The organism is Indiicoccus explosivorum (assembly GCF_002167005.1).
GTDB classification, from domain to species: Bacteria; Bacillota; Bacilli; order Bacillales_A; family Planococcaceae; genus Indiicoccus; species Indiicoccus explosivorum.
In genome coordinates this window covers 1-3,263 of sequence record NZ_NHTN01000081.1, presented here as the reverse complement: position 1 = coordinate 3,263, position 3,263 = coordinate 1, and the positions used below count along the sequence as shown (strand labels likewise).

At 54.3% G+C, this 3,263-nt stretch carries 4 protein-coding genes; 3 read left to right on the top strand and 1 reads right to left on the bottom strand.

The genetic code is table 11. From position 1 onward, the window contains the following. Positions 1 to 57: 57 nt before the first annotated feature. On the bottom strand, positions 58 to 915 hold the full coding sequence (locus CCE92_RS15635; RefSeq protein ID WP_088009623.1) for an STAS domain-containing protein: 858 nt from the start codon (positions 913 to 915) through the stop codon (positions 58 to 60). 148 nt (positions 916 to 1,063) lie between these two features. On the opposite strand from CCE92_RS15635, the gene CCE92_RS15630 reads away from it, so the two are divergent. From CCE92_RS15630 to CCE92_RS15620, 3 genes are read left to right on the top strand one after another with little or no spacing between them, the layout of a single operon-like run. Beyond that, positions 1,064 to 1,447, top strand: coding sequence for a CidA/LrgA family protein (locus CCE92_RS15630; RefSeq protein ID WP_088009621.1), 384 nt, complete (start codon positions 1,064 to 1,066; stop codon positions 1,445 to 1,447). Next, positions 1,447 to 2,145: an LrgB family protein gene (locus tag CCE92_RS15625; RefSeq protein WP_088009619.1), complete on the top strand. Its 699-nt coding sequence runs from the start codon at positions 1,447 to 1,449 to the stop codon at positions 2,143 to 2,145. Before CCE92_RS15630 ends, CCE92_RS15625 begins: the two co-directional genes overlap by 1 nt. Before the next feature lie 29 nt (positions 2,146 to 2,174). Next, complete coding sequence (locus CCE92_RS15620) at positions 2,175 to 3,203, top strand: LLM class flavin-dependent oxidoreductase (protein WP_088009625.1); 1,029 nt, start codon at positions 2,175 to 2,177, stop codon at positions 3,201 to 3,203. The last annotated feature ends 60 nt before the right edge of the window (positions 3,204 to 3,263 follow it).

Sequence of the window (3,263 nt, the reverse complement as noted above, 5' to 3'; positions counted from 1 at the left end):
CGTTATGCAGAAACAGTGAAAAAAAGCAGTCCGGGCATATGCCCGGACTGCTTTTTTTCACTGTTTCTGCATAACGACGCCGATGTTATGAAGTGCGCGCTCCAAGTTCGCTTCCGTCTGAATATGCTGCAAGTCTTCGCTTACTTCAATGGCCTTCATGGCGATTTGCGGCTGGAATCCGGTTAGGATCGGCGTGACTCCGACGAGTTCCAGCATCTTCACGATGCGCAGCAGCGATGCGACAACGAGTTGGTTAATTTGCGAAATACCCGACAAGTCAATGATCAAGTGGCTGAGTTCCATTTGCTGACTTTTCGACAGCGCGAGCAAAATGATCTGCTCCGCCCGATCTTCGTTGATGGCTCCGATAATCGGAAGAACCGCAATCCCTTCCGTAATCGGTACGAACGGGGCCGAGAGATTCTGGATCTGCTGGTAAGCTTCGTCAAGCTCCAGAACATAAGCCAGCAAGGATGCCATCGTCTCGAACAGTTCGACGTGTTTCTCGGTGAACTCGAACGGCTCTGTATCGAGCCCGCAGATGGTCCCATAGTTTTCCCCGTTGTCGTAATAGATCGGGATGCCGACAAAACAGCCGCCGCCGAGTTCTCTTGTGACATTCAGCGACATGGTCAGCTCACTGCTATTGATGTCCGGGATGATGACCACTTGCTTCCCCGCTTCAATGCTCACTTTGCAGAGCGTTTCTTCAAGGGGCAAAGCTTCTCCCGCATCCACTAAAACTTCATCTTTGTTCAAGGCTTTCATGATTTTATTCGTCCGCTTGTCATTTTTGGCAATAAACAAGGTGTTGATGTCGATAAATTGGCTCATCATATGGAGAATATTCTCGGCTGCTTCGTCAAAATTCCTGAAGGTTGTGACTGAATCTCCAACATAATAAGCATTCGTCATAGTTTCAATTCCTCTCAATTGGGTAGTCATCTTCATTCTTTACCCTATTTACAAGTGAATATGCAGATTTTCCATGAAGTTTTTCTCAATGGACAGCAAAATGGCAGAAGCGTAAAATGGCAGGTAGTTTAACGGAGGGGACAGGAGTATGGATGTAAGAAAAGGATTCCGTATCGTTATGCAAGTGGCGGTCCTGTATTTGTTTTTTCTGCTCGGCGAAGCGGTCGTGGCATTTTTCGGCCTGATCATCCCCGGAAGCGTGGTCGGGCTGCTCCTGCTCCTGACGGGACTGTTAACGAAAGTCGTGCCGATCAGCCTGATCGAGGACGGAGCGAAGGCGATGCTGCTGTTCCTGCCTCTTTTTTTCGTCCCGGCGACGGTGGGGATTATCGAATATCCGGAGTTTTTATCTTCAAGAGGTGCGCTGCTGATTGTCATGGTGCTGGTCAGTACGTGCATTTCATTGATTTCAGCCGGCTGGACCGGCCAGTTGCTTGAACGGCATTCCGGTGAAGCGGAAGGTGAAGGGTGATGGAGCTCATAGCCGCTTTAGTTTCTGTAGCGGGGACGCTGTTCGCTTACCGGATAAGCAGCCGGCTGTATGAAAAATTTCCGCTGCCGCTGTTCCACCCAGTGCTGACGACGTGCCTCATCCTGGTCCTTGCGCTCGTGATGCTTAACGTGCCGTATGCTGTTTACATGCTGGGCGGAAAGTGGATCGATGAATTGCTGGGGCCGGCAGTCGTGGCCCTCGCTTATCCGCTGTATACGCAGCGCATGCTGCTGCTGAGGCATTGGAAAGCGGTGCTGTCAGGGGTGGCGGTAAGCCTCGCAGCCGGACTCATCACCATCTGGCTGTTCGCCCGGCTTACAGATACCGGGCACGAAATTCTGCTGTCAATGCTGCCGAAGTCGATCACGACTCCTGTTGCAATCGGCGTGAGCGCGGCGATCGGCGGCATCCCTTCGATGACCGTCGCTTTCGTTATGACAGCAGGGTTCACGGGTGCCGTCATCGGTCCGGCGGTATTGAAGCTGGCTGGCGTGAAAAGTGAAACCGCCGTCGGCCTCGCACTCGGCAGCGCGTCCCATGGGATCGGCTTGACAAAAGCGGCCGAGTCGGGGGACCGGCCGCTGTCGATGGGGTCTGTCGCCATGACCCTCAGTGCGATTTTCGGCGCTGGAGCTATTCCGTCCGCCGTCTATATTTTAATGCGTTTTTGGAACTGAGAAGCGGGAAACGGATGCCTGTTTTCCCGATGAAACAAATAAAGGACGTGAGACCATTGAAGGAAAAGCGATTTAAACATACACCGCTGTCAGTGCTCGATCTGGCGGCAATCAATGAAGGAAGCGGTGCGGATGAGTCATTCAAGCGGAGTGTGGAACTTGCCCGGCATACGGAAAAGCTGGGGTTCCGGCGATATTGGGTGGCGGAGCACCATAACATGCCGGGTATCGCCAGTTCTGCGACAGCAGTCCTGATCGGCCACATCGCGGGCGCGACAGAATCCATCCGTGTCGGCGCCGGCGGAATCATGCTGCCGAACCACGCGCCGCTCGTCATCGCGGAACAGTTCGGGACACTGGAAGCCATGTATCCGGGACGCATCGATCTCGGCCTCGGACGGGCGCCGGGAAGTGATCAGGCGACGGCTTATGCGCTGCGGCGGACCCTCCACAGCAGTGCGGAGCAATTTCCGGAACAGGTGGAAGAACTGGAAGGGTATTTCAGAGGGACGGAGCGCGTCCGCGCTTTTCCGGGCGAGGGGCAGGACGTGCCGATCTGGCTGCTCGGCTCAAGTGGCTTCAGTGCGCAGTTGGCGGCTGTCAAAGGATTGCCATTCGCATTCGCCAGCCATTTCTCCCCCGATTACACCATGCAGGCACTGCAGCTTTACCGGCAGAATTTCCGGCCATCAGAGGTGCTGGACGAACCTTACGCGATGGTCGGTGTGAACGTGATAGCCGCCGATACGGAAGAACGTGCGCGCGTGCTTGCGACGTCCCAGCAGCAGCAGATGTTCGCGCTCATGCGCGGCATGCCGATGCCGTTCCAGCCGCCGGTCGAAAATGTGGCGGAAGCCTGGACAGACCGCGAAAGAGCCATTTTCGAACAGACGCTGGCATCCGAAGCGAATATGTTCGGCACTCCGGATCAAGTCCGGGGCAAACTCAGTGCTTTCATTGAAAAGACAGCAGCTGATGAAGTGATTGTGAACTCTGCGGTCTTCCATCACGAAGAACGTCTCCGTTCTTACAGCTACATCGCGGAAATGATGGACTGAACCTGAAGCCTTGTGCAGCATGCACAAGGTTTTTTTCTGATTTTGTTAGGCGGCCGGTGC

Bases quoted from the DNA above. Each gene is read 5' to 3' on its own strand.
- CCE92_RS15630 (WP_088009621.1), top strand. From the start codon at position 1,064: ATGGATGTAAGAAAAGGATTCCGTATCGTTATGCAAGTGGCGGTCCTG.
- CCE92_RS15635 (WP_088009623.1), bottom strand. From the start codon at position 915: ATGACGAATGCTTATTATGTTGGAGATTCAGTCACAACCTTCAGGAAT.
- CCE92_RS15620 (WP_088009625.1), top strand. From the start codon at position 2,175: ATGAAACAAATAAAGGACGTGAGACCATTGAAGGAAAAGCGATTTAAA.
- CCE92_RS15625 (WP_088009619.1), top strand. From the start codon at position 1,447: ATGGAGCTCATAGCCGCTTTAGTTTCTGTAGCGGGGACGCTGTTCGCT.